The 23,747-nt window shown below is 66.2% G+C and carries 22 protein-coding genes, 1 tRNA gene and 1 riboswitch; of the genes, 11 read left to right on the forward strand and 12 right to left on the reverse strand.

Annotated elements, in window-relative coordinates; genetic code table 11:
* Positions 1 to 212: 212 nt before the first annotated feature.
* The 5 genes from QO259_RS01925 (at position 213) to QO259_RS01945 (ending at position 4,299) form a co-directional block, all read left to right on the forward strand.
* Positions 213 to 1,202 carry a Bug family tripartite tricarboxylate transporter substrate binding protein gene (locus tag QO259_RS01925; protein WP_207034175.1) on the forward strand — a complete coding sequence of 330 codons (990 nt, stop codon included), beginning with the start codon at positions 213 to 215 and terminating at the stop codon, positions 1,200 to 1,202.
* Positions 1,199 to 1,657, forward strand: a complete 459-nt coding sequence (locus QO259_RS01930) for a tripartite tricarboxylate transporter TctB family protein (protein ID WP_285951601.1) — start codon at positions 1,199 to 1,201, stop codon at positions 1,655 to 1,657. The genes QO259_RS01925 and QO259_RS01930 overlap by 4 nt, the downstream gene beginning before the upstream one ends.
* Positions 1,657 to 3,165: a tripartite tricarboxylate transporter permease gene (locus QO259_RS01935; RefSeq protein ID WP_285951602.1), complete on the forward strand. Its 1,509-nt coding sequence runs from the start codon at positions 1,657 to 1,659 to the stop codon at positions 3,163 to 3,165. Before QO259_RS01930 ends, QO259_RS01935 begins: the two co-directional genes overlap by 1 nt.
* 158 nt (positions 3,166 to 3,323) lie before the next feature.
* Positions 3,324 to 4,049, forward strand: a complete 726-nt coding sequence (locus QO259_RS01940; RefSeq protein ID WP_285951603.1) for a transporter substrate-binding domain-containing protein — start codon at positions 3,324 to 3,326, stop codon at positions 4,047 to 4,049.
* Between the two features lie 160 nt (positions 4,050 to 4,209).
* A tRNA-Ser gene (locus QO259_RS01945) sits at positions 4,210 to 4,299 on the forward strand.
* Positions 4,300 to 4,372: 73 nt separating this feature from the next.
* Here QO259_RS01945 and QO259_RS01950 read toward each other — a convergent pair.
* The 6 genes from QO259_RS01950 to QO259_RS01975 form a co-directional block, all read right to left on the reverse strand.
* Complete coding sequence (locus QO259_RS01950; RefSeq protein WP_285951604.1) at positions 4,373 to 5,305, reverse strand: DMT family transporter; 933 nt, start codon at positions 5,303 to 5,305, stop codon at positions 4,373 to 4,375.
* Positions 5,306 to 5,311: 6 nt separating this feature from the next.
* Entirely contained in the window at positions 5,312 to 6,475 is a 1,164-nt protein-coding gene (locus QO259_RS01955; RefSeq protein ID WP_285951605.1) for a phosphoglycerate kinase, read from the reverse strand.
* A 153-nt stretch (positions 6,476 to 6,628) separates the two neighbouring features.
* Positions 6,629 to 7,666 (reverse strand): type I glyceraldehyde-3-phosphate dehydrogenase, encoded by a 1,038-nt coding sequence (locus QO259_RS01960; protein ID WP_285951606.1) that lies wholly within the window; start codon positions 7,664 to 7,666, stop codon positions 6,629 to 6,631.
* Positions 7,667 to 7,752: 86 nt separating this feature from the next.
* A complete protein-coding gene (locus tag QO259_RS01965) occupies positions 7,753 to 8,502 on the reverse strand; it encodes an alpha/beta fold hydrolase (protein ID WP_285951607.1) in 750 nt (249 codons plus the stop codon).
* A gap of 135 nt (positions 8,503 to 8,637) precedes the next feature.
* On the reverse strand, positions 8,638 to 9,366 hold the full coding sequence (locus QO259_RS01970) for an LrgB family protein (RefSeq protein WP_035472187.1): 729 nt from the start codon (positions 9,364 to 9,366) through the stop codon (positions 8,638 to 8,640).
* Positions 9,359 to 9,715 (reverse strand): CidA/LrgA family protein, encoded by a 357-nt coding sequence (locus QO259_RS01975; RefSeq protein ID WP_285951608.1) that lies wholly within the window; start codon positions 9,713 to 9,715, stop codon positions 9,359 to 9,361. The genes QO259_RS01970 and QO259_RS01975 overlap by 8 nt, the downstream gene beginning before the upstream one ends.
* A 396-nt stretch (positions 9,716 to 10,111) precedes the next feature.
* On the opposite strand from QO259_RS01975, the gene QO259_RS01980 reads away from it, so the two are divergent.
* From QO259_RS01980 to QO259_RS01995, 4 genes are all read left to right on the forward strand, one after another.
* Positions 10,112 to 11,164 carry a class I fructose-bisphosphate aldolase gene (locus QO259_RS01980; protein WP_285951609.1) on the forward strand — a complete coding sequence of 351 codons (1,053 nt, stop codon included), beginning with the start codon at positions 10,112 to 10,114 and terminating at the stop codon, positions 11,162 to 11,164.
* Positions 11,165 to 11,426: 262 nt separating this feature from the next.
* A complete protein-coding gene (locus QO259_RS01985) occupies positions 11,427 to 12,479 on the forward strand; it encodes a type 2 periplasmic-binding domain-containing protein (RefSeq protein WP_285951610.1) in 1,053 nt (350 codons plus the stop codon).
* Positions 12,480 to 12,582: 103 nt separating this feature from the next.
* Entirely contained in the window at positions 12,583 to 13,026 is a 444-nt protein-coding gene (locus QO259_RS01990; RefSeq protein WP_285951611.1) for a tripartite tricarboxylate transporter TctB family protein, read from the forward strand.
* A 16-nt stretch (positions 13,027 to 13,042) separates the two neighbouring features.
* Entirely contained in the window at positions 13,043 to 14,551 is a 1,509-nt protein-coding gene (locus tag QO259_RS01995; RefSeq protein WP_035472201.1) for a tripartite tricarboxylate transporter permease, read from the forward strand.
* 152 nt (positions 14,552 to 14,703) lie between these two features.
* On the opposite strand, the gene QO259_RS02000 is transcribed toward QO259_RS01995, so the two are convergent.
* The gene (locus tag QO259_RS02000; protein WP_207034142.1) at positions 14,704 to 15,201 is read right to left on the reverse strand and encodes a 6,7-dimethyl-8-ribityllumazine synthase; all 498 of its coding nucleotides are present in this window, start codon (positions 15,199 to 15,201) and stop codon (positions 14,704 to 14,706) included.
* Positions 15,202 to 15,338: 137 nt separating this feature from the next.
* Positions 15,339 to 15,504: riboswitch (FMN riboswitch) on the reverse strand.
* 193 nt (positions 15,505 to 15,697) lie between these two features.
* Here QO259_RS02000 and QO259_RS02005 point away from each other — a divergent pair.
* Entirely contained in the window at positions 15,698 to 16,684 is a 987-nt protein-coding gene (locus QO259_RS02005) for a sugar-binding transcriptional regulator (RefSeq protein ID WP_110691085.1), read from the forward strand.
* 197 nt (positions 16,685 to 16,881) lie between these two features.
* Here the strand turns inward: QO259_RS02005 and QO259_RS02010 are convergent, their stop codons facing one another.
* The 3 genes from QO259_RS02010 to QO259_RS02020 form a co-directional block, all read right to left on the reverse strand.
* Complete coding sequence (locus QO259_RS02010; RefSeq protein ID WP_285951612.1) at positions 16,882 to 17,886, reverse strand: GGDEF domain-containing protein; 1,005 nt, start codon at positions 17,884 to 17,886, stop codon at positions 16,882 to 16,884.
* Positions 17,883 to 19,067, reverse strand: coding sequence for an S-methyl thiohydantoin desulfurase domain-containing protein (locus QO259_RS02015; protein WP_285951613.1), 1,185 nt, complete (start codon positions 19,065 to 19,067; stop codon positions 17,883 to 17,885). The genes QO259_RS02010 and QO259_RS02015 overlap by 4 nt, the downstream gene beginning before the upstream one ends.
* A 246-nt stretch (positions 19,068 to 19,313) precedes the next feature.
* Positions 19,314 to 19,598: a DUF1127 domain-containing protein gene (locus tag QO259_RS02020; protein ID WP_207034131.1), complete on the reverse strand. Its 285-nt coding sequence runs from the start codon at positions 19,596 to 19,598 to the stop codon at positions 19,314 to 19,316.
* 282 nt (positions 19,599 to 19,880) lie between these two features.
* On the opposite strand from QO259_RS02020, the gene QO259_RS02025 reads away from it, so the two are divergent.
* Positions 19,881 to 20,771 (forward strand): LysR family transcriptional regulator, encoded by an 891-nt coding sequence (locus QO259_RS02025; RefSeq protein ID WP_285951614.1) that lies wholly within the window; start codon positions 19,881 to 19,883, stop codon positions 20,769 to 20,771.
* 148 nt (positions 20,772 to 20,919) lie between these two features.
* Here QO259_RS02025 and tkt read toward each other — a convergent pair whose 3' ends face one another.
* Both tkt and QO259_RS02035 read right to left on the reverse strand, forming a co-directional pair.
* Positions 20,920 to 22,920 carry a transketolase gene (tkt, locus tag QO259_RS02030; protein WP_285951615.1) on the reverse strand — a complete coding sequence of 667 codons (2,001 nt, stop codon included), beginning with the start codon at positions 22,918 to 22,920 and terminating at the stop codon, positions 20,920 to 20,922.
* A 47-nt stretch (positions 22,921 to 22,967) separates the two neighbouring features.
* On the reverse strand, positions 22,968 to 23,738 hold the full coding sequence (locus QO259_RS02035; protein WP_285951616.1) for a triose-phosphate isomerase family protein: 771 nt from the start codon (positions 23,736 to 23,738) through the stop codon (positions 22,968 to 22,970).
* Between the last annotated feature and the right edge of the window lie 9 nt (positions 23,739 to 23,747).

The raw sequence follows: 23,747 nt of genomic DNA on the forward strand, positions 1-23,747 counted from the left end.
GATCGACCGTTCGCACTCGGAGCGCGCCGACTCGGCGGTGCGATCAGTCCGTATAAGACTAATGTCTTAATTAGACCAAAGGTCTAGATGACAGGTTGATGAAAGGTTGGCGGCCTAGCATCGCCCAGGTGCTGTATGAACCCTCGCTTGCGGGCCGATCCCGATCAGAGTCCGAGCGGATAGCGAGCATAACAATCCAGGAGACGCTGAGCATGCCGAAATCATCCTCCCTTCGTCGTTGGCTGGCCGCCGCCGTGGCCGGTGGCGCGCTGCTGGCCGGTGCCGTTCAGGCCCAGGCCAAGCCCCCCGAGTGTATCGCCCCGGCCAAGCCCGGCGGTGGCTACGATCTCACCTGCCGCCTGGCCGCCAACGGCCTGCAGGAAGCCAAGCTGATCGACGAGCCGATGCTGGTCACCTACATGCCGGGCGGTATCGGCGCGGTCGCCTATAACCACGTCACCGGCGTGCGCAACGACGACCCCAACCTGATCGTCGCCGCGAGTACCGGTGCTGCGCTCAATCTGGCGCTGAAGAAGTTCGGTGCCAAGCAGTCGGTCGACGATGTGCGCTGGCTGGGCGCGCTGGGGGTCGACTACGGCGCGGTGGTGGTGCGTAACGACGCCCCGTGGCAGAACCTCGACGAGCTGATGCAGGCGCTGAAGAAGAACCCCTCCAGCGTGGTGATCGGCGCCGGCGGTACGGTCGGCAGCCAGGACTGGATGAAGGCGGCGCTGATGGCGAAATCCGCCAACATCGATCCGCGCAAGCTGCGCTACGTCTCCTTCGAGGGCGGCGGCGAGGCGCTGGCGGCGCTGCTGGGCGAGCACATCCAGGTGTTCACCGGCGATCTGGCCGAACTCAAGCCGCAGCTCGACAGCGGTGAAGTGCGCATCCTCGCGGCACTCGCCGAAGAGCGCCAGGCCGGCCCCTATGCCGATATCCCCACCGCCAAGGAGCAGGGCTACGACGTCGAGTGGCCGATCTGGCGCGGCTACTACATGGGCCCGAAGGTCAGCGACGAAGCCTATCAGGCGTGGGTCGAGCGTCTGCGCGAGCTGAGCCAGACCGAGAGCTTCGCCAAGCTGCGTGAAGGTCGCGGGCTGTTCCCGATGAGCAAGTTCGGCGATGACTTCGACCAGTACGTCAAGCAGCAGGTCGCCAGCTTCTCGGACCTGGCCAAGGAAGTGGGTCTGACCCGATGAGATACGCCGCCGACCGAATCCTGAGTTTGCTGTTGCTCGGTCTGGCGGCGTTCATCGCCGTCCAGGCCTGGCATCTCGAGGTGCCGTTCAGCTACGACCCGGTGGGGCCGAAAGCCTTCCCGCTGCTGCTGGCGGGGCTGCTGGCGCTGCTCGCGGTGGTGTTGTTCGTGCGCCCGGGGCCCAGCGGCGAATGGCCCAGCGGTGCGCTGCTGCTGCGCCTGCTGGTGGTGATGGGGCTGCTGGTGGTGTACGCCGCGCTGTTCATCGAGGCCGGCTACCTGCTGATCACCGCGTTGATCAGCGTGGCGATTGCCTGGCTGTTCGGCGCCTCGCCGCTCAAGGCCCTGGTCGGCGGAGTGCTACTCGCCCTCGGCAGCTATCTGCTGTTCACCTACGCGTTGGGCATCTCGCTACCCACCGGTAGCTGGATCGAACCGCTGCTGGGAGCCAACTGATGTTCGATTTCCTGATCCAGGGCTTCGGCGTCGCGCTGACGCCGCTCAATCTCGGGCTCGCCTTCCTCGGCGCGCTGCTGGGCACGCTGTTCGGCGCGCTGCCGGGCATCGGCCCGATCAACGGCATCGCCATTCTGATGCCGCTGGCCTATACCCTCGGCCTGCCGGCGGAGTCGTCGCTGATTCTGCTCGCGGGTATCTACACCGGCTCCGAATACGGCGGGCGCATGTCGAGCATCCTGCTCAACGTGCCCGGTGACGCCGGCGCGGTGATGACCACGCTGGATGGGCACCCGCTGGCCAAGAAGGGCCTCGCTGGCCCGGCGCTGGGGCTCTCCGCGGTGAGCTCGTTCATCGGCGCCACGGTGGCGATCCTGGGGCTGACCCTGTTCGCGCCGCTGCTGGCGATCGTCGCGGTCAAGTTCGGCCCCGCCGAGTTCTTCGCACTGATGATCTTCGCCTTCGCCTCGATGTCGGCGATGATGGGTAAGGACCCGCTCAAGACGCTGATCGGCGCTGTGCTCGGCGTGCTGATCTCCACCGTCGGGGTCGACTCCGGCACCGGCGTGCTGCGCTTCACCTTCGACATGCCCGAGCTCTACGACGGCATCGATTTCGTGGTCATGATCATCGGGCTGTTCGCGGTCAGCGAGATCCTGCTGATGCTCGAACACGCCTTCCGTCACGACCAGGATGGCGAGATGGCGCCGATCGGCCGTGTCATGGTCAAGATGAGTGAGGTGCTCTACTGCAAGTGGGCGATCCTGCGCTCCAGCGTGATCGGCTTCGTCATCGGCGTGCTGCCGGGCACCGGCGCCTCCGTCGCCAGCGCCGTGGCCTACACCACCGAGAAGCGCATCAGTGACCACGACAACAGCTTCGGCACCGGCAACATGCGTGGCCTGGCGGCGCCGGAAGCGGCCAACAACGCCTCCGCCGCGGGCTCCTTCGTGCCCATGCTGACCCTCGGCATCCCCGGTTCCGGTACCACCGCGATCCTGCTCGGCGCGCTGATGCTCTACAACATCAACCCGGGGCCGATGATGTTCCGCGAACAGCCGATGGTGGTGGGCGGGCTGATCGCGTCGCTCTATATCGGCAACGTCATGCTGCTGCTGCTCAACCTGCCGCTGGCCGGGGTCTTCGCCCGCGTGCTGCAGGTACCGCGCTGGCTGCTGGTGCCCAGCGTGGCGATTCTCGCCTTCGTCGGCGTCTATCAGCTGCACTCCGATCTGATGGCGATCTATCTGATGCTGGCCATCGGCGTGTTCGGCTATCTGCTGCGCAAGTTCGGCTTCTCGCTGGCGCCGGTGGTGCTGGGCTTCGTGCTCGGCGGGCTGATGGAGGAGAACCTGCGCCGGGCGCTGTCGATCAGCGGTGGCGACCTCGCCATCCTGTGGCAGTCCGGGCTCTCGATCGGGCTATGGATCGCCGCTGCTGCGGTGGCGTTCATCCCGCTGTTCGCGGGCAGGCTCAAGGCCAAGTTCATGCCCGCCCGGTCCGCTTGAGGTGCACTTGCCGGCGCGCCGCCACTGCGCTGATCCTCTGGCCCCGCTTCGGCGGGGCTTTTTCGTGGAACTCATGTCGAAGATGACTTGATGCCGCGAGGGGGCTATTGTCTGCCCATCTTCCACAGCGCGCCGAGCCTCGGCCACCGGGAGTGATCATGCAGACATCGAAGTGTCGGGTGCGGGCCATGCTGGCGCCGGAAGGGCGGCTCAAGGTGGCGATCAACTACGGCAATCCGGTGCTGGCCCAGCGCCGTGAGGATGGCGAGCCGGGCGGCGTCTCCGCGGCGCTGGCCCGGGCGCTGGCGGCGGAGCTGGATGTGGCGGTGGGGTTCGTCACCTATGACGCCGCCGGGGCAGTGGTCGCCGATCTCGAACACGCCGACTGGCGGCTGGCGTTTCTGGCCCGTGACCCCAAGCGTGCCGAGACGATCCACTTCACCTCGCCCTATGTGCTGATCGAAGGCACCTACCTGGTGCCCGAGGCGGCGCCGTTCGCCGAGGTCGAGGCGCTCGACCGTGACGGGGTGCGCATCGCGGTAGGCGAGGGCGCGGCCTACGACCTCTATCTCTCGCGCACCCTCCAGCACGCCGAGCTGGTGCGCGCGCCCACTTCGGCCGCGGCGATCGAGCTGTTCGTCGAGCAGGGGCTCGACGCTGCCGCCGGGGTGCGCCAGCCGCTGACCCGCTACGCCGAGGCCCATGGCGGCTATCGGGTGCTGCCGGGGCGCTTCACCGCGATCGAGCAGTGCATGGCGCTGCCCCGCGCCCAGGCCGAGGTCGCCGACTACGTCGAGGCGTTCCTGGCGCGGATGAAGCACGAGGGCATGGTCCAGCGTGCGCTGAGCGAGAGCGGGCAGGGTGATGCGGAGGTCGCCCCCTGAGTGGGGGTAGGTCACGCAGGTGGCGGTTTTTGCCCCGAAAAATGCCGCAGGGGCTTCACACGGTGCGGGTGTTTTCTGTTATGCTTCGTCACCGCGAAACGCCGGGAACGTCTGGTGGCACCCTCTGCGTGCTGTTGGGACGTTGTTGGCCTTTGCGTCAGGAGAGGTGGCAGAGTGGTCGAATGCACCGCACTCGAAATGCGGCATACCTTCGCGGGTATCGAGGGTTCAAATCCCTCCCTCTCCGCCACGAACAGCAAAAAGCCGGCTTAATGTAGCCGGCTTTTTTGTGGGCGTCCTTCACGTCCGAGAGTGGGGTGCCGTTACCGGATTCTGCTCGCGGGACGACGGCCGGGCAGCGGCGCCACCTCCAGCACCGCGGCGGCGATCACCAGCAGCGCGCCGCCGAGCTGAAGCGCGCTGAGCGGCTCGCCGGCGAACAGCGCCGCCGAGAGCACGCCCACCAGCACTTCGCTCATCATCAGAATCCCCAGCCGCGCCGGTGCCAGCACGCTGGCCGCCCATACCACGATCGCCAGCGATATGGCCCACCACAGGGTGGCGGAGACGGCGATCCAGGCCACGGCCTGACCCAGCGCCGGCATCGGTGGCAGCCCGGGCCAGGGGCCGAGCAGCGGTGTCAGTGCCAGCGCACCGAGCACGGCGCCCAGGGCGAACACGAAGCTGCCTTCGCCCGGGCCGAGAGTGCTGCGCGCGCGCATGCCGCTGGAGGCGATCGCCCACAGCACGCCGGAGACCAGCCCCAGCCAGTCGCCCAGGGTGCGCGGCAGCGGCGAGCCGGCCGCGCCCAGCACCAGCGTCAGGCCACCCAGCCCCAGCGCGATCACGGCCAGTCGCCGGCCGGTGAGCGGCCAGCGCCACCACAGCCGCTCGATCAGCGAGCTCCACACCGGGGTGAGATAGAACAGCAGTATGACCACCGCGACCTGGCCCTGGACCAGACCCACCGAGTAGCACATGAACGCCGCTCCGCCGAGCAGCACCGCGAGTATCCCCAGCGGATGACAGCGGCGCAGCCGGGCGCGCCCGGCCAGCGCCCAGGGCGCGAGCAGGCAGCAGGTGACGAGGGCGACGATCAGTGAGCCCCAGACGCCGCCCAGAGCCAGCGCCTCGAGGCGGCGGATGGGAATCCAGTAGAGCCCCCACAGCGCGCCGGCGAATAGAATGCCTGCGGCCGCCAGACGCGTGCGTCTGGCGGCCGCAGGGTTCGGCGCGAACGTTTCCGGGCTAGCCATTCGCGCTCAGCGCGCGGCGGCTTCGAGTGCGGCGACGGCAGGCAGGGTCTTGCCCTCGACGTACTCGAGAAAGGCGCCGCCGCCGGTGGAGATGTAGGAGACACGCTCGGCGATGCCGTACTTGTCGATGGCGGCCAGAGTGTCACCGCCGCCGGCAATCGAGAACGCCGGGCTTTCGGCGATGGCGTGGGAGAGGGTCTCGGTGCCCTTGCCGAACTGGTCGATCTCGAACACCCCCACCGGGCCGTTCCAGAGGATGGTGCCGGCGTTGCCGAGCAGCGCCGCCAGACGCTCGGCAGTCTCCGGGCCGATATCCAGGATCATCTCGTCGTCACCGACCTGATCCACCGGCTTGACCGTCGCGGTGGCGGATTCGGAGAACTCGGTGGCCACCACCACGTCGCTCGGCAGCGGAATCTCGACCTTGGCCATCAGCGCCTTGGCCTTGTCGATCAGGTCGGCTTCGTAGAGCGACTTGCCGACGTTGTGGCCGGCCGCGGCGATGAAGGTGTTGGCAATGCCACCACCCACGATCAGCTGGTCGCACTTCTCGGCCAGGGCGTAGAGCACTTCGAGCTTGGTCGAGACCTTGGAGCCGCCGACGATCGCCGCCATCGGCCGCTTGGGCGCGCTGAGGGCCTGCTCCAGCGCTTCCAGCTCGCTCGCCAGCAGCGGGCCGGCGCAGGCCTGGGGGGCGAAACGGGCGACGCCGTGGGTCGAGGCCTGGGCGCGGTGGGCGGTGCCGAAGGCATCCATCACGTAGACGTCGCAGAGCGCGGCGTAGGCCTTGGACAACGCCTCGTCGTCCTTTTTCTCGCCCGGGTTGTAGCGCACGTTCTCCAGCATGACCACTTCGCCGTCGCCGATCTCGACCTCGCCGTCGAGATAGTCCTTCTCCAGGCGCACCGGCTGACCCAGCAGCTCGCCGAGATGCCGGGCGACCGGAGCGAGGCTGAACTCGTCGGCCGGCTCGCCTTCGGTGGGGCGACCCAGGTGGCTCATCAGCAGCACGCGGGCGCCGGCGTCGAGAGCGGCACGGATGGTCGGCAGGCTGGCGCGGATGCGGGCGTCGCTGGTGACCTTGCCGTCCTTGACCGGCACGTTGAGATCCTCGCGGATCAGGACGCGCTTACCCGAGAGATCCAGCTCAGTCATCTTATGCACGTTCATGCGTTCCTTCCTTAGGTTTTGGACGAAAACTGCCTACGCTCGGCAATACCGCGTTAGAAATTGGCTCAAGATGCTCATTTATGCCCATAAACTCCGCTCTTTCGCCACTTTTTGCCTTGTCTTGCCTTCGCTCGTCGACTTTTCGTACAGAACCTAGCGGGGAGAGGCGGTAGCGGCGGATGGGCACTCGAGCCAGTGGTGGGCAACGTCGAGCATGCGATTGGCGAAGCCCCACTCGTTGTCGAACCAGCATAGCGCCTTGAGCAGGCGGCCCCCGGCGACGCGGGTCTGGGTGGCGTCCACGATACCCGAGCGCGGGTCGTGGTTGAAGTCGACCGAGGCCATGGGCTCGTCAGTGTAGCCGAGCAGGCCCTGATAGCAGCCGAGGCTGGCGTCGCGCAGGCAGGCGTTGACCGCCGCGGCGTCGGTCTCGCGGGCGAGCGAGATCGCCATGTCCATGGCCGAGACGTTGATCGTCGGCACGCGCACGTGCAGGCACTCGAAGCGCTCCGCCAGGTGCGGCATCAAACGCCCGATGCCGCGGGCGAGGCCGGAGTCCACCGGTACGATCGACTGCATCGCCGAGCGCGTCAGGCGCAGGTCGCTATTGTGGTAGGCGTCGATCACCGGCTGGTCGTTCATCGCCGAGTGGATGGTGGTGGTGACGCCGTGCTCGACCCCGAAGTGGCGGTCGAGCACGTGCAGGATCGGCACCAGGCAGTTGGTGGTACAGGAGGCGGCGGAGACCACGCGCATATCCGCCGTCAGCATCGACTGGTTGACGCCGAAGACCACGGTGGCGTCGACGTCCGCCTCGGCGGGCTGGGAGAACAGCAGCCGCGCGGCACCGGCCTGCAGGTGGCGTTCGGCGGTGGCGCGATCCTTGAAGCTGCCGGAGCACTCGAGCACCAGATCCACCCCCAGGGCGCCCCAATCCAGCGCTTCGGGGTCAGCGGCGCGGCGGATGGCGATCGCCTGGCCGTTGACCACCAGTTCGTCGCCATGCGTTTCGACGCGCCCGGGAAAGCGGCCGTGGGTGGTGTCGTAGCGGGTCAGATAGGCCAGCGTTTCCAGCTCGGAGAGCTCGTTGATGGCGACCACCTGGAACGGCAGCTCGGGGCGTTCCACCAGGGCGCGCAGCACGCTCTGGCCGATCCGCCCGTAGCCGTTGATGGCGATGCGATACGTCATGCCGGGGCCCGTTCGAGAGATTCACGAAGGCAGGCATGTTAGCGCATTCACTGCGCCGCCGCAGGGGCCGAGCCCTGCTCCCGGCCTCAGCGGCAACCGGCAGCGATGGCATCGAGACGCGCGGCCAGGGCGGCGGGCATCTCCATCGGCAGCAGGTGGCCATAGCCGGGGAAGATTTTGAGTTCGCCGGCGCTCAGGTGCGGCATCACCGACTCGCGCTGCACCGCCGGCGGCAGCGAGGGGTCGCGATCACCCACCAGCACCCAGGCGGGCAGGTCGAGCACCCCGACGCGCTCGCGCCAGTCCTCGGCGTAGGTGTGCTCGGGCCAGGCGCGCCACGCCGCCGGGGTGGCGTTGATCGCATCCTCCACCGCGCGCTGGTAGGTCGCCGGGTCGAGCGCCACCGCGCTGGCGCCGTCGATGAACGCCCGTGCCTGGGCCTCGCTGAAGTCGAAATCGAGCTGGAAGCGGTGCTCCTCGGCACTGATCGTCTGCGGGCCAGGCGGCGACGGCGCGATCAGCACCAGTGCGCGCAGCCAGGCCGGGCGCTCGGCGGCGACGGTCATCGCGATGCGCCCGGAGAAGGAGTGGCCGACCAGCACCACCTCGTCGAGCCCCGCGGCCTCCACTTCGGTGATCACGTGGCGGGTCATGGCGGCGACGTCGTAACCGGGGCGGTCGCGGGCGTCGCCGAAGCCCGGCATATCCAGGGTGGCGACGCGCGAAGCCGGGTCGAGGTGGCCGATCACCTCGCGCCACTCGCGGTGAGAGCTGCCGAAGAAGTGCATCAGCACGAGGGTCGGGCGCCCCTGCCCGCTATCGCTCGAGAGCGTCATCGTCTGGCCTCCATGCCATGGGTGTCACTCCAGCGTAGTCTCTCACCTCGGCGTAGTCTCTCACCTCAGTGCCGTCCGTCATCTCGACGGCGTCTGTCATCTTCAACTAGCCGCTATGTCAGCGCCGGCACCGGCTCACGCCCACAGATGCCATACCAACGGCAGCACGATGGCGGTGAAGGCGCCGGTCAGGCTCATGCCCAGCGAGGCAAAGGCGCCGGCCTGGTGGCTGATCTCGAACGCGCGCACGGTGCCCAGGGCGTGGCCGTTGATGCCCAGGGCGAGGCCGATCAGGCGCGGGTCACGGATGCGCATCCAGCGGCTCAGCCACTCGACGCCGAAGATCGCGGTGATCCCGGTAGTCATCAGCGCGCCCATCAGCAGCGCCGTGGAGCCACCCAGTTCCTGAGTCAGGCTCAGCGCGATCGGTGAGGTCACCGACTTCGGCGCCAGTGAGGCGAGCACCTCGGGCGGGGCGCCGAGCAGCCAGGCGATCAGCACCGCGTAGCAGGCGGCCAGGGTGGCCGAAAGCGGCAGCGTCAGCACGATCGGCTTCCACAGCGCGCGGATCTGCCCCAGTTGCTGGTAGAGCGGCACCGCCAGCGCCACCGTGGCCGGCCCGAGCAGCAGCATCAGCCAGGCGGCCCCGCGGTTGTAATCATCGATGCCGATCGGCAGCAGCGCGATCACCGCAGCGATCAGCAGCGCGGCGATGATCACCGGCGGGCACCAGCTGGGGTGGCGCATCAGCTTGAACAGACGCACGCCGAGGAAGTAGGCGGCCAGGGTCAGCCCGATGGCGCCGATCGGGGTGGCGAACCACGTCTGCGGCACGGCCGCCAGGGTCGCGCCCAGCTCACTCATGCGGGGTCTCCGGTGGCAGGCAGCGGCGCATCAGCCACAGGCTGGAGGCGACGCTGGCCAGGGTGCCCAGCAGCAGCGCGGTGAGAATGGCCCCGGCCTGATCGGCGAAGCGCCCGGCGACGAAGAAGATCTCGACCACCCCGGGCATGATCAGCAGCGCGAGCATGGCGATCAGCGGCTGGCTGACGGCGACCACATCGGCGTTCATGCCGCCGCGCTGGCAGAACCACAGCGTCAGCAGCAGCATGCCGATCACCCCTGCGGGCAGGGCGATGGGTAGCCACAGCACGATGGCCTGGCCCAGCAGCAGAAACACGAGCAGCCACAGAAAGCCCCGCAGCACGGACATGGCAGATCTCCGAGAAGGCGGAAAAGCCGCTAGCGTAGCAGATCGCGTCGTGATCCCACTTTCCCATGACGATTTTCAGCCCGCGCCGCTGTGCGACTCGTGACACGCTGTGTGGCCGTGGCCGCCGAACCCCTTCTGGGCGTCAGCGAATGGCGACAGCCGGGACAACTCGTGAGTAAGGCACGACAGACTCGCGCGCAAGGCGTGAACTGAGCGGCGTTGTCGCTTATTCTGGGGCCCGTTCGACCGCGCGGTGGACGCACCCGGCGGGGCGAGGGGCCCGGCAGCCCGGCGTCGCCAGCATCGTCTTGCGAGCCGTTGCCCCGGGGCAGCGGCAGGGAAGCCGTACCCGTCGAGACTCACCGACGTACCATCTGAGGACAGAGGAAACGCATCATGACCGATATTGCCAAGCTGCTGGGCGACGAGGCCGAAAGCCTGCTGAGCTACACCTGTAGCGGGTTCAAGAAAGAGGACCTGTACCTGCCCGGCCCGGACTTCGTCGACCGTGTCTTCGCCGACAGCGACCGCAGCCCGCACGTGATGCGCAACCTGCAGACGCTGTTCAACCATGGCCGTCTCGGCGGCACCGGCTACGTCAGCATCCTCCCGGTCGACCAGGGTATCGAGCACTCCGCCGGCGCCTCATTCGCGCCCAACCCGGCCTACTTCGATCCCAAGAACATCCTCGAGCTGGCGCTGCAGGGCGGCTGCAACTGCGCCTGTTCGACCCTGGGCGTGCTCTCCTCGGTGGCGCGGCGCTACGCGCACAAGATCCCGCTGATGCTCAAGCTCAACCACAACGAGAGCCTGACCCTGCCGGCGATGTACGACCAGACCCTGTTCGCCCAGGTCGAGCAGGCCCATGACATGGGCTGCATCGCGGTCGGCGCGACCGTCTACTTCGGCTCGCCGGACTGCCGCCGTCAGATCCAGGAGATCAGCGAAGCGTTCGAGCGCGCCCACGAGCTGGGCATGGTCACCGTGCTGTGGTCCTACCTGCGCAACCCGGAATTCAAGAAGGATGGGGTCGACTACCACGTCGCTTCCGACCTCACCAGCCAGGCGGTGCACCTGGCAGCGACGATCAAGGCCGATATCGTCAAGCAGAAGCTGCCCGAGAACAACGGCGGCTACAAGGCGATCGGCTTTGGCCATACCCATGAGAAGGTCTACAGCGAGCTGACCAGCGATCATCCGATCGACCTGGCGCGCTTCCAGGTCGCCAACGCCTTCATGGGGCGTGCCGGGCTGATCAACTCCGGCGGCGGCTCCAAGGGCCAGTCCGACCTGGGCGAAGCGGTGCGCACCGCGGTCATCAACAAGCGTGCCGGCGGCATGGGCCTGATCTCCGGGCGCAAGGCGTTCCAGAAGCCGCTCAAGGAGGGCATCGAGCTGCTCAACGCCATCCAGGACGTCTATTTGTCCAAGGATGTCAGCATCGCCTGAGCCGACACGGCGCCTTCACGGCGCCGTCAGATGCATGAGCCCGGCCGACAGGTCGGGCTTTTTGCGTTCTGGCGCGGGACATCTGCGCGGCTTTATCGACTTTGGTCTGCCGACCTAAGTTCAATTGTATGACAAAGGCGCTCTCTTTTACCTTGGTTGTCGCGTTGAATGATAACGCTATCATTTTCATATCCCGCCGCTGGCGAGACGCCCAGCCTGGTGCTTCGCCGCGAGAGTCGGCCGGGGAAAGGGGAGACGCAGCATGACACCGATCTGGAGCAAAGCCTGCCTGGCGCTGCTGGCCAGCGCCGCCATCGGCCTGACGACCTCGGCCCAAGCCGCCGACGACTGCCCGCTACCGGGCAATCTGCGTGTGGTGATCGGCTCGACCTCGACCGGGGGTGACACCTATCAGAACTCGAGCATCGTGGTCGACCAATTGGCCAAGAAGCTCGACATCAACGCCAAGGTCGATGCCGTCGGCGTGATGCCGGCCTTTCAGGCGCTCGAGCGCAGCCGCCACGGCAATACCATCATGATCTTCCACGATGGCGCCTATCTGGGGAATCTCTACGGGGTCAACGGCTACCGCGACATCTTCGACAAGTACATCATCGGGCCGACCATCGCCATCAACCCGGGCAACGCCTACCTGGTGCCCAAGGATTCGCCCTACCAGACCCTCGACGACATCATGGCCGCGGCCGGTAACGGCAAGCAGATCCGGGTGGCGATTCAGCCCGGCGGCGTCTCCGAAATCGGCTTCTCGGCGCTCAAGAATGCGGTGCGCCTGAAGTATCCGGGCAAGGAGGGTAACATCGTCGCGGTCAATACCGGGTCCCAGGCGGACAAGAACCAGCTGCTGTTCGACGGTGCCGCCGACGTGATCAACGGATCGGTGCAGGCCAACGAGCAGTACACCCAGCTGCCGGCGGACGATCAGAAGGCGATGCGCTTCGTCTGGATCACCGCCCGCCACGACACCGTTGCCCAGACCGAAGCCGCAGGCATGGGCGATACCTCCCGCGAGCAGCTACTCCAGTACGTGACGCCCAACGTCAAGGTGCCGATGGGCGACGGCCAGGACTTCACCTTCGATAAGGAGTTCTTCTTCCTCTACAACAAGGACATGGACCCGGCCGCGGTCAAGTGCATCGATATCGCGCTGGCCGACATCTATGACCAGGGCGAGATCCAGAAGCAGCAGAAGCGCTCTTTCTTCATTCCCGACTTCAAGCCGTCTGCGCAGGCGGCGACCTACCTCGAGAAGAAGAGCGAGGAGTATCGCACCATCATCGACGACCTGAAGGGTTAGGCTCGCTCTGCGGCGCCGGCCGGGCTCGGCCGGCGCCTTGGATCTCTTGTCGATCTCACGCTGGATGTCGCCGGCGCACGACCCGGCCCAGGAGCCACTTCCCATGGACAGCCACTGGCTATCGCTGTTCGATGTCACCATCGACTTCAGCCAATCCCATCTCTTCTTTCCGCGTATCGTGACCACGCTGCTGGGTATCCTGCTGGCGATGATCCTGGTGACCCGCTATCGCCGCATCGTGCCGGCGCTGCGGCACGCCGGGCGCGTGGTGGGCGGGCGCGAGGGCAACTTCGACCGCAAGCGCTTCTTCGGCACCCTGGTGCTGGTGACGCTCTATTTCTATCTCATGGGGGTGCTGAGCGACGTCTTCCCCAACACCGGCTACAGCTTTCTGATCATGTCGGTGCTGTTCGTGTTCTCGCTCTCGCTGCTCTATGCCGAGCGCCTCTCCCGCCGGATTCTGCTGATCATCACGCTCAATGCGCTGATCGCCCCGGCCATCGCCTGGTACGTGCTGGCGCAGCTGTTCCGTATCACGCTGCCCTGACCCGGAGATCCGACCCATGGACATTCTGTCCCACCTCACACCGATGTTCTTCACGCTGATCGCGGCCGGCACGCTGATTGGCATCATCTTCGGCGCGATTCCCGGCATGACCGCGACCATGGCGGTGGCGGTGTGTCTACCGCTGACCTACGCCTTCGGCCTGGTCAACGGCATCGCGCTGCTGCTCGGGCTCTATGTCGGCGGTATCTCGGGGGGCATGGTGCCCGCGGTACTGCTCAATATTCCCGGTACACCGTCGTCGATCACCACCACCTTCGATGGCTATCCCATGGCCCAGCGCGGGGAGGGCGAGCGGGCGCTCAAGACCGGGATCGTGGCGTCGATCTTCGGCGGGCTGTTCAGTGCCGCGGTACTGTTCTTCTTCGCCCCGGTGCTGGCGGATTTCGCGATCAAGTTCTCCTACGTGGAGAAATTCCTGATCATCCTGCTGGCGCTGACGGTGATCGCCTCGCTCTGCTCGAACATGCTGATGGGTATCTTCAGCGGGGTGCTCGGTGTCTGGCTGAGCCTGATCGGCACCTATTCGATCACCGAGGGGGGCAACGGCGAGCCGCGGCTGATGTTCGACTTCATGCAGTACTACCTGATCGACGGCTTCTCGCTGCTGCCGGTGCTGATTGGTATCTTCGGGCTGAGCACCATCCTGCTCGACGCCGAGAACGGCTTCGCCGACGCCCCCGGCCAGGGTCGGATCAAGCTCAAGGGCGGCGCACGCTTCTCGTTCTCCATCTTCAAAGGGCAACTGGTCAATCTGATCCGCTCTTCCGGGATCGGCACCTTCGTCGGCATGCTCCCCGGGGTCGGCGGTAGCGCCGCCTCGGTGCTTGCTTACAGCCAGGAGAAGAACTTCTCCCGCGATTCGTCACAGATGGGCAAGGGCGCGCCCCAGGGCATCGTCGCTTCGGAGTCGTCCAACAATGCGCTCACCGGCGGTGCACTGGTGCCGCTTTTGTCGCTGGGGATTCCGGGTGACTCGACCACCGCGATCCTGATCGGTGCCTTCACCCTGCAGGGCATTCAGGTCGGCCCGCTGTTCATCGGCAACAACATGGACACCTGGTATCTGATGATCATCGCCCTGGTGGCGGCCAACGTGCTGATGTTCGGCATCATGTACTTCGCCATCCGCCATATCGCCAAGGTGATCGAGGTGCCCAAGTACATCCTCTACCCGCTGATCGTGATGATGTGCGTGGTCGGTGCCTATGCCATCAACTACGGGATCATGTTCGACGTCTGGACGCTGCTGATCTTCGGCGTGTTCGGCTACGTGGCGCAGAAGATCGGTCTGGAGGTGGTGCCGCTGATCATCGGCTTCATTCTCGGCAAGTCGGCGGAGGTCTACTTCGTCAAGAGCATCGAGTCCTATGGCAACTTGACGATCTTCTTCACCAAGAGCCCGATCGCCGCTTTCCTGTGGGTGCTGATCGCGGTCTCGGTGGCCTTTGCGATCTATCTGCGCGTGCGCAACCGGCGCCGCGGGGCGAGCAGTCTGGTCGAGTGAGCGGGTCGACTACCCCGCCGTACGACGACAAAGTCATGAACGATAAAGCCCACGAACGACAAAGCCCACGCCGATGGCGTGGGCTTTTTTGTGGCTTGCCCGGGGGCAAAGCGCCGGAGCCTGGGACACTGGCGCGTGTCGCCGGGCGGGGCTCAGTCGACGCAGAGCTTGCGCACCTGATGGAGGTTTTCCAGCGTTGCCAGGCACGCCTCGGCGGCCTCTGCGCCCTTGGTCAGGAAGTGCTCGCGGAAGAAGCTGGTATGCGCTTCGTGCTCATGGAAGTGGTGCGGGGTCAGCACCGCGGAGATCACCGGAACTTCCTGTTCCATCTGCAGCGCCATCAGGGCGTCGATGACCGCGGTGGAGACGAAGTCGTGGCGATAGATGCCGCCGTCGACGACGAAGCCCGAGGCGACGATCGCCGCGTAGCGGCCGCTCTTGGCCAGCAGTTTGGCTTGCAGCGGAATCTCGAACACGCCGGGAACGCTGAAGGTCTCCAACTGGGCGGTATCGAAACCGCGCTCACTGAGGCGCTCGACGAAGGCGGAGTGGCAGTTGCCGACGATATCGCCATGCCAGTCGGCACGGATGAAGGCGATGCGCTGAGCGCGGGTATGCGCGGAGAGCTGCGGGGAGGTGGACTGATTCATGGTCGTTTCCTGTGATGGTCGAGGTAACCAGAATCAGGGCTGCGGCGCGCTTGGCGTACGCGAAAGACGGCAGGCACCGCGGCACTCGGCGGGTTGGCCGGGGGCGGTCGGTGGACCGAATCGACATGGACAAGTGACACCGTTCTCTTTCATCCGGACTATGACCGTCGGCTTCGGAATCGCACCGAATCTGCTGACCCGGGCAGCCAGTGTGGCGCTGCTCGGCGCTCGCGGGCTTGGGCTGCGCGCCAGCGCGCCGCCATCACCGCCGGTGGGGACTTCCACCCCGCCCTGAGAACCGATGCCGGCAGACACACCCGCCGACATTCGCCCATAGTCTACGCCCTTCACCCGGAGCACGGAAGGCCGGCGCCGGGGGCTGCTGTGGTATCGTGTGGCGGCGTCCACCGCGCGTGCGCTAGATCTTTGGCGGTGCGCGACGCGACGCTGGCCAGCCGACCCTTTTCCCTATTTCTGCCACCCGGACCGAGACCGCATGAGCGAGCGCAACGACACCGCCGAGATCGCGCTGATGACCGAGATCGCTACCCTCTATTACATCGAGGGCGAGACCCAGGAGGCGATTGCCAATCGCCTGGGCATCTCGCGGGTCAAGGCCGGGCGCCTGCTCAAGCGCGCCCAGGGCGAGGGGATCGTCGACGTGCGCGTGCGCCAGCATCCGGCGGTGAGCGCCGAGATCGAGCAGGCGCTGATCCGCCGCTTCGGCATCAAGCGCGCGCTGGTCGCCCTCGACCATGCCGACCCCGAGGTGCAGCGCGGCAATGTCGCCAGCCTGGTCGCCGACCATCTCTCGCGTAGCTTGAGCGAAGGTGCCATCGTCGCCGTGGGCATGGGGCGCAACGTCGGCGCGGTGGCGGACAACGCCTTCGAGCAGGGCCAGCGCAACTGCTCCTTCGTCTGCGCCATCGGCGGTTCGGTGCGCGCCGGCGAGTACATGAACCCGGACCATATCTGCCGGCGCCTGGCGATGAAGTTCGGCGGCGACAGCGAAACCCTCTACGCCCCGGCGCTGGTGCAGAACCTCGAGCTGCGCGATGCCATGTACGACAACCCCACCATCCGCCAGACCCTCGACCGCGCGCGACGTGCCGATTTCGCCCTGATCGGCATCGGTGACTTGAGCGAGAACAGCAACATGGTGCGCATGGGCTGGTTCTCGCCCCAGGAGACCGCCGAGGCGCGCCTCTCGGGTACCGTCGGCGACATGATGGGTTACGACTTCATCGACATCTATGGACGCCCGTCGATGACGCCGATGCAGGGCCGCGTGATCGGCCTGACCATCACCGATCTGGCGCGGATTCCCGATGTCATCGCCATCGCTGCCGAGAACACCAAGGCCGCCGGTATCCTCGGCGCGTTGCGCACCGGGGTGATCGACACCCTGGCCACCAGCGTCACCAACGCCCACACCATCCTGCGTCTGGACGAGGCGACACGGGTCGATGATGGCGAAGGCTGAGCCTTACCGCAGCCGCCCGCGCTTACGCGCTACCCGGCGTCAGCTCGCGACCTGCTAGGGTTTGTACGAAAAGTCAGCGAGCGAAGGCAAGACAAGGCAAAAATCGGCGAAAACGCGGAGTTTACGGGGTGTAAATGAGCATTTTGAGCCGATTTTTAACGCCGTATTGCCGAGCGCAGGTAGTTTTCGTACAGAGCCTAAGACGCCGAGGATGAGGCGCCGTGACCTTGTGTTCGGTTGCGTCCGCCGCGCTTGGCGCGATACAGGGCGTGATCGGTGAGCGCAACCAGGTCGCGAAAGTCGCGGCAGTTGGCGGTGAGCTCGGCGACACCGATACTCAGGGTGACCGCTGCCTCGTCAATGCCATCATGGGTCGTGACGCGCATCTCGGCGACGCACTGACGTAGCCGCTCGGCGCACGCCAGCCCCGCCGCGAGCGGGGTCTCTGGCAGCAAGACGACGAATTCCTCACCGCCGATCCGGCCCACCGTGTCGATGGCCTCGCGTGCCTCGTTCACGCAGCACTCGGCGACGGCGCGGATGACCAGGTCGCCGGTGACATGACCCCAGGTATCGTTGATGCGCTTGAAGAAGTCGATATCGACGATCAGCAGCGTCAGCGGATGCGCGAAGCGCCGCGAGCGCTGATATTCGCGCTCGCCGACCTCCAGTAGATGGCGGCGGTTGTAGATGCCGGTCAGCGGGTCGCGGGTGGCCAGGGTATGGAGCTCGGCGTTGAGGCGTTCGAGCTGGGCGTTCTGTTCTGAGAGGCGGGTGTTCAGCGCCAGTAGCTCCTCCTCCTGGCGCTTCTTGTCGGCGAGACTGAAGCTGACCCCGATGAAGCGACTACCAAAGACCGCGTCGTCGATGATCTTGCCGTAGTTGGCATACCACACCCACTGGCCGGACCTGGCGCGGATGCGGAATTCGCTGTAGTAGCGCTCGGTGAGGCCGTCGATGTGATCGGTGATGGCCTTTTCCACCATCGCCACGTCGTCGGCATGCATGAGTGTGAAGATATCGCTGATCTCGCCGGCCTGCTCGTCCTTGCCATAGCCGAGGTCGGCGAAGATCTTGGTCAGCCCGAAGACGACTTCTCCCGTGGAGAGGTTGTTCTCCCACAGGTCGAGACCGCTGGCCTCGAGCGTCAATTGCAGGCGTTTCTTGTAGAGATCCTGTTCGTCCACAGGAAAATCGCTCATTCTGGGCCGTTGATTGACCCGCCAGCGTAACCGATGCGTCGCAGCAGACCGGCGAAGGAGTCGCGAACGCCGGCGGCCTCGCGGAAGGCCTTGGCGGCGCGGATACCGATGACGCTGATCGGCACGCCGGTGCTCTTGCCGGTTTGCCGATCATGGTAAGGCGCTAGGTCGTCGAAGGCATTGGAAAAGCCGCGGCCGGTGTGTTCCGAGTAGTAGCAGATGGAGTCCGGGGCGATGATCACGGGGGCGCCATCTTGGGCAGCGTACAGGATCAGGTTTTCATTCATGTTGTAGATATAGTGCGTGAGGCGGCTGTTGCGTGGATCGGGGGTGTCGTCGACGCGAATGATGCCGACATCGAGAGAGGCGCCGTTCGTCGACTGCGTGACCTCGGTGATATAGCCGTTGGTGATGGCGCACGTGGTGTCTCGACCGGTGAGCGACTCGAGTTCGGCGGCGACCTCGGCGGTGGTGCGCGGACCGTCGACACTATCCATATAGTCACCCAGCCGTCTGACCTGCTCGAGCGTGCCGGGCAGATAGTGATTAGCCAGTGCGAAGTCATTGGCCGCCGTGGAAGGCCATAGCATGATGCCGGCGTAGCTGCCGAACGCGGCGACGACACTGCCTGCCAGGGACTCGACATCGGCGGCCGTGGTGGCTTGCAGGCGCACCGAGCGGGTGGCCGCGGCATCCTCGGCACTATCGGCCAGGATGCAAGGGCTGGCGGAGAGATTCGCTGCCCCGCTGTAGAGCGTTTGCGGCAGTTCCGGCACCGCCCGCCCGCTGCCATCGCCGTTGATGACCCACTTGACCGAGTTGTCGCCGAGGGCCGCGATCAGCGGCACGAGCGAGTTGATTGGCCCGATTTCGACAGGAATCACGCATACCGGTGGCGTGCCGCAGAGTGCCTGGAAGGCATCGACGGTGTTGTTCATCGAGCGTTGGATCGCCGCGAGAGAGAGGTCTTCGGCGGCGTCGGGTGAGCCCATCATGGCCAGCACGCAGGCCTCGGTGGCGCCGTCGTAGTCCTTGACCTCCACACTGCCGGACCAGCCACTTTCCTGGAGTTGGTCCAGTACCCGCATGGCGTCGTGGTAACTGCCGCCACCTCCGCTGGCCATCAGCGCGGCGCCGGTGACGATGTGACGAAAGTCATCGAGCCCATAGTGAAAGGTCATGCGATCGCTCTCGCTAGGGTGGCATCTGGCAGGGGGCCAGGGTTGCCACGTTGAGTGTTGTTGTTGGTATAGGTGTCGGTGCCGATGCTAAGGGCAATGTGCTTATCGGCAGAGACGACAGCGGTTTTAGAATGATCGAAAGCGAAGCGGGAAAGCAAGACGAGCGGGCGGTCGCATGGCGGCCGCCCGCTGGGAGAGGCCCACCCCAGGGCGGGGTGGGCCTTAAGGATCAGTCGTTGGCGAGCGCTAATCCGCGCAGCAAGCGCGAGCGTTGGCGCGCTGGGCTCGGCGCTGGGATTCGTTGCTTGGCGAGGCGGCGCGCAAACGTTCCAGTTCGCTGAGCGCATCGCGCTTTAGTGGTAGCCCTGCGGCCCACAAGATCTGCTCGCGACGATAGCCGAGATCGGCCAGCAGGGTATCGTCGCAGGCCGCGATGGGCAGCACGTGGCGCTGGAACAGTCGGCGCCGGCGATAGTGCCACCACTGCATCTCCAGGGCGTGGATCCACCCCAGCGGCGGCATCGCCGGCATATAGATCTTGGGGGGGCCGGCTTGATAGGGGGTGATAAACGGTTGGCGGCGTCTATGGCCTGACGTGCACTTCTCGAGTCATGCGGTTGCATCGCGCTACTCCTCCCGGCGAGCACCCGCGGGCGCTCGTCTTGGTCTCTTTCCGACGGGCTTGTGGCGCCGTTGGTGGCGGCATGTGATGAGAGGGTCGCGACCTCGAAACGCAGTATGGCGGGTAGGGTTTGATCAGGAAATCGAAAAGAATTACATTGTGATTTCATTTTTTCTGAAAGGTGCGCGGCGATGAAAGCGGTCACTGCTCCGGCGCTACCGGACAAGCTCCCCCTGCTCGACAGTGAAGTGATACGCAGCTTCGTGACCATCGCTGAGAGCGGAAGCTTCACCCGCGCCGCCAGACAGCTGTTCCGCACGCCTTCCGCCCTCAGCATGCAGATCAAACGTCTGGAGGAGACGCTGGGGCAGACGCTATTCGTGCGCGAGGCACGGCATGTCGGATTGACCGCAGAGGGCGAGCTGCTGCTCGGCTACGGGCGGCGTCTGCTGAAGCTCAACGCCGAGGCGGTGACCCAGTTTCTGTCGCCCGGTCTCGAGGGGCGGGTGTGCCTCGGCGTTACCGATGATGTGCTCGAAAGAACCCTTTCCCGAGTGCTGCCGCGCTTTGCGCGCGAGTTCCCCGCCGTGCAGGTGGAGGTGTCGGTTGCGCGTAGTGTCGAGCTGCTGGGGCGCCTCGATGCGGGCGACCTCGATATCGTGCTGGTCGTGGCCGGCAATCCCGGCACCGAGGCGCGGGGCGAGATCGTTCACCGCGAAGCGTTGGTATGGGCGGGGCGCGAAGGGGGGCTCGCCGTGCAGCGCTCGCCGTTGCCGCTGGCGCTGGCGCAGCAGGGTTGCCCGTGGCGGGCGATGGCGCTGAGTGCGCTCGACCGCGCCGGGATCGACTATCGCGTGGCCTACTCCTGCGATCTATGCGCCGGACAGCAGGCCGCCGCGGTCGCGGACCTGGCGGTGTTGCCGTTTCCGCGCAGTCTGGTGCGCCCGCCGCTGCAGCGAATCGGCGAGCGCGACCTGCCGCCGCTAGGCGAGTATCAAGTGGCGCTGGTGCGTCGCGTCAACGGTGGCGACGTTGACGAGGTGCTGGCGCAGCAGGTGGTGGCGGCCTTCGATGAGGGTTGATCATCCCTGCCGGTTATGACGAACTCTGCCTTGATGCCGCTTTCATCTCGGCCTTCCACACACGCAAACGCCCGGCCTTGGCCGGGCGTTTGCGCTGGCGTTTCCCGCTTTGCGCGAGGTGACGCCCCGCACGGGAGAGCCAGAGGGCTCAGGCGTTGGCGAGCAGCTTCTCGGCGCGGGCGACGACGTTATCGACACTGAAGCCGAAGTGCTTGAACAGATCCCCGCCCTTGCCGGATTCGCCGTAGGTGGTCATGCCCATGACGTCGCCGTCGAGGCCCACGTACTTGTACCAGGTGGAGGGGATGGCAGCCTCGATCGCCAGACGCTTGCGCACGTCGCTCGGCAGTACCGACTCACGGTAGGCGGCGTCCTGGGCGTCGAACTCGGTGGTGCAGGGCATCGACACCACGCGCACGCGCTTGCCCTTGCCTTCGAGTTCGGCGGCGGCGTCCATCGCCAGGCCGACTTCGGAGCCGGTGGCGATCAGGATCAGCTCCGGCTGGCCGCCTTCGGCCTCCTTGAGCACGTAGCCGCCGCGGCGAATCTGCTTGAGCTGCGCGTCGTCACGCGACTGCGCCGGTAGGTCCTGACGCGAGAAGATCAGCGCAGTGGGGCCTTTTTCGCGCTTGAGCCCCTCGACCCAGGCCGCCGCCGTCTCGGTGGCGTCGCACGGGCGCCAGGTGGCCAGGCCCGGCAGGTTGCGCAGATCGGCGAGCTGCTCGATCGGCTGGTGGGTAGGGCCATCCTCGCCGACCCCGATGGAGTCATGGGTGAAGACGTGGATGATTCGAGTGTGCGACAGCGCCGACATGCGCACGGCGTTGTGCATGTACTCCATGAACACCAGGAAGGTGGCGTCGTAGGGGATGAAGCCGCCGTGGGTGGCGATGCCGTTGGCGATCGCGCCCATGCCGAACTCGCGTACGCCGTAGTGCAGGTAGCCGCCGTCGAAGTCGTCCTTGCTGATCGCCTTGGCGCCTTTCCACAGCGTCAGGTTGGACGGGGCGAGGTCGGCACTGCCGCCGAACAGCTCCGGCAGGTCCGGGCCGAGCTCGTTGAGCACGCCGAGCGAGGCCTTGCGCGAGGCGAGCTTCTCGGATTTCTCCTGGGCTCGCTTGACCAGCGCATCGCCGTCGAAGCCCTCGGGCAGCGCACCGCTGTAGCGCCGCTTGAGCTCCTTGGCGAGTGCCGGGTGCGCCTGCTCGTAGGCGGCCAGCTTGGCGTCGTAGTCGGCTTCCAGCTTGGCGCCGCGTTCACGCGCATCCCACGCCTGGTAGTACTCTTCCGGGATCTCGAACGCCGGCGACTCCCAGCCCAGCTCCTTGCGTGCCAGTGCGACTTCGTCCTCGCCCAGCGCGGCGCCGTGGCTCTCTTCCTTGCCCGCCTTGTTGGGCGAGCCGAAGCCGATCACGGTCTTGCAGATGATCAGGGTCGGCTTGTCGCTGACCGACTTGGCCTCTTCGATGGCGCGGTTGATCTGCTCGGCGTCGTGGCCGTCGACGTCACGCACCACGTGCCAGTCGTAGGCCTCGAAGCGCTGGGCGGTGTCGTCGGTGAACCAGCCTTTGACCTCGCCATCGATGGAGATGCCGTTGTCGTCATAGAACACGGTGAGATTGCCCAGGCCCAGCGTGCCCGCCAGCGAGCACGCTTCGTGGCTGATGCCCTCCATCAGACAGCCGTCGCCGGCGAACACCCACACCCGGTGATTGACGATCTCATGGCCGTCGCGGTTGAACTGCGCTGCCAGGGTGCGCTCGGCGATCGCCATGCCGATACCGTTGGCCAGACCCTGACCCAGCGGCCCGGTGGTGGTCTCGATGCCGGGGGTGAGGCCGTGCTCCGGGTGGCCCGGCGTCTTCGAGCCGAGCTGGCGGAAGTTCTTGAGCTCTTCCAGCGGCAGGTCGTAGCCGGTCAGGTGAAGCAGAGAATAGTGGAGCATGGAGCCGTGGCCGTTGGAGAGGATGAAGCGGTCACGGTCGGCCCAGTCGGGATTGGCGGGGTTGTGCTTCAGGTGGTCGTTCCACAGCACTTCGGCGATGTCGGCCATGCCCATCGGCATGCCGGGGTGGCCGGAATTGGCCTGCTGCACGGCGTCCATGGAGAGCGCGCGGATGGCGTTGGCTAGCTGACGGCGAGATGGCATTGGCTATCGAATCCCCTAGATCGTAAATGGATGGTGGCGCGATGAATTCAGCGGGCTGCCACCAGCGAGCAGGCTTCGCCGACGACGGCCTCGAAGGCGGCCGGGTCGTGGGCGAAGCGCCCCAGAAAGAGGCCATCGACCCGCCCGGCGAGCCGCGTCAGCAGCTCCGGGCCGGCGCTGCCGCCGTAGATCACGCTGGCCGCCGGATGGGTGGCGAGCTGCTCGCGCAGACCCTGGCACACCGCTGCAATATGCGAAAGCGGCGCCGGTTCGGCGGCACCGATTGCCCAGTGTGGCTCATAGGCGATCACCAGCGGCTGCTGGCGCTGTGCCGGCGTGGCCAGGTGGAGCGCCTGCATGATCTGCGCTCTGCACGCCTCGACCGCGGCCTGCGGCGCGCCGCGTTCGGCCTCGCCGACGCACAGGACCGGCGTCAGCGCGTGGTCGAGCGCCACCTGCATCTTGGCAGCGATGCTCGCGGCATCCTCACCGAACAGGCGCTGGCGCTCGGCGTGGCCGATCTCGACATGGCGACAGCCCATCTCGGCCAGCATGGCCCCGCTCACTTCGCCAGTATAAGCACCGTTTGGCGCTGGATACAGGTTTTGCCCGCCGACGCTGACCGGGGTGTCGGCGAAGATCTCCAGTACCGGGGCGATGGCCGGGAAGCTGGGCAGCACGAACAGTGCTACCCGACCGTCGGCGACGGCCGGGTAGCGCGGCAGGCAGTCCGCGACTTGTCGGCACCAGGCGAGGGTCTGGGCGTAGCCGAAGTACATCTTGAAGCTGATGCCCAGGGTGATCGTCGGTGCGCTCATGCTGTGTTC

Source organism: Salinicola sp. JS01 (assembly GCF_030284585.1).
Classification (GTDB): Bacteria; Pseudomonadota; Gammaproteobacteria; order Pseudomonadales; family Halomonadaceae; genus Salinicola.

Coding starts and splice junctions, on each gene's coding strand:
- QO259_RS01925 (WP_207034175.1), top strand. CDS start 213: ATGCCGAAATCATCCTCCCTTCGTCGTTGGCTGGCCGCCGCCGTGGCC.
- QO259_RS01930 (WP_285951601.1), top strand. CDS start 1,199: ATGAGATACGCCGCCGACCGAATCCTGAGTTTGCTGTTGCTCGGTCTG.
- QO259_RS01935 (WP_285951602.1), top strand. CDS start 1,657: ATGTTCGATTTCCTGATCCAGGGCTTCGGCGTCGCGCTGACGCCGCTC.
- QO259_RS01940 (WP_285951603.1), top strand. CDS start 3,324: ATGCAGACATCGAAGTGTCGGGTGCGGGCCATGCTGGCGCCGGAAGGG.
- QO259_RS01950 (WP_285951604.1), bottom strand. CDS start 5,305: ATGGCTAGCCCGGAAACGTTCGCGCCGAACCCTGCGGCCGCCAGACGC.
- QO259_RS01955 (WP_285951605.1), bottom strand. CDS start 6,475: ATGAACGTGCATAAGATGACTGAGCTGGATCTCTCGGGTAAGCGCGTC.
- QO259_RS01960 (WP_285951606.1), bottom strand. CDS start 7,666: ATGACGTATCGCATCGCCATCAACGGCTACGGGCGGATCGGCCAGAGC.
- QO259_RS01965 (WP_285951607.1), bottom strand. CDS start 8,502: ATGACGCTCTCGAGCGATAGCGGGCAGGGGCGCCCGACCCTCGTGCTG.
- QO259_RS01970 (WP_035472187.1), bottom strand. CDS start 9,366: ATGAGTGAGCTGGGCGCGACCCTGGCGGCCGTGCCGCAGACGTGGTTC.
- QO259_RS01975 (WP_285951608.1), bottom strand. CDS start 9,715: ATGTCCGTGCTGCGGGGCTTTCTGTGGCTGCTCGTGTTTCTGCTGCTG.
- QO259_RS01980 (WP_285951609.1), top strand. CDS start 10,112: ATGACCGATATTGCCAAGCTGCTGGGCGACGAGGCCGAAAGCCTGCTG.
- QO259_RS01985 (WP_285951610.1), top strand. CDS start 11,427: ATGACACCGATCTGGAGCAAAGCCTGCCTGGCGCTGCTGGCCAGCGCC.
- QO259_RS01990 (WP_285951611.1), top strand. CDS start 12,583: ATGGACAGCCACTGGCTATCGCTGTTCGATGTCACCATCGACTTCAGC.
- QO259_RS01995 (WP_035472201.1), top strand. CDS start 13,043: ATGGACATTCTGTCCCACCTCACACCGATGTTCTTCACGCTGATCGCG.
- QO259_RS02000 (WP_207034142.1), bottom strand. CDS start 15,201: ATGAATCAGTCCACCTCCCCGCAGCTCTCCGCGCATACCCGCGCTCAG.
- QO259_RS02005 (WP_110691085.1), top strand. CDS start 15,698: ATGAGCGAGCGCAACGACACCGCCGAGATCGCGCTGATGACCGAGATC.
- QO259_RS02010 (WP_285951612.1), bottom strand. CDS start 17,886: ATGAGCGATTTTCCTGTGGACGAACAGGATCTCTACAAGAAACGCCTG.
- QO259_RS02015 (WP_285951613.1), bottom strand. CDS start 19,067: ATGACCTTTCACTATGGGCTCGATGACTTTCGTCACATCGTCACCGGC.
- QO259_RS02020 (WP_207034131.1), bottom strand. CDS start 19,598: ATGCCGGCGATGCCGCCGCTGGGGTGGATCCACGCCCTGGAGATGCAG.
- QO259_RS02025 (WP_285951614.1), top strand. CDS start 19,881: ATGAAAGCGGTCACTGCTCCGGCGCTACCGGACAAGCTCCCCCTGCTC.
- tkt (WP_285951615.1), bottom strand. CDS start 22,920: ATGCCATCTCGCCGTCAGCTAGCCAACGCCATCCGCGCGCTCTCCATG.
- QO259_RS02035 (WP_285951616.1), bottom strand. CDS start 23,738: ATGAGCGCACCGACGATCACCCTGGGCATCAGCTTCAAGATGTACTTC.